The sequence below is a fragment of the Rhizobium sp. SVR5-2C genome, from assembly GCF_056755115.1.
Window position 1 is genome coordinate 1 of record NZ_JBNDHT010000668.1, and the last position, 229, is coordinate 229.

Genomic DNA, 229 nt, shown 5'->3' on the forward strand with positions numbered 1-229 from the left:
ACCGTGACTCCTAATCTCTACGTTCATCGACAAGAAGGTCCAGAAGCGCCTTGGCGGACGCGTCCCAGGAAAATAGCGCTGCCCGGCGAAATCCCTTTTGCCGAAGCTCCTCAGCCAAAACTGGACTGCCCAGCAACTGCGTAATCTGTGCTACCCACTCCCCAGGCACGTGCGAATCCACACTCAGCGCAGCATTGCCGCAGACCTCCGGAAGCGCGCCACAGGGGGC

General features: G+C 60.3%; 1 pseudogene. It reads right to left on the reverse strand.

The features are described from left to right. Positions 1–10: 10 nt before the first annotated feature. Positions 11–229 (reverse strand): annotated as a pseudogene (locus ACPYOI_RS37310) (glycosyltransferase family 4 protein); the annotation flags it as partial.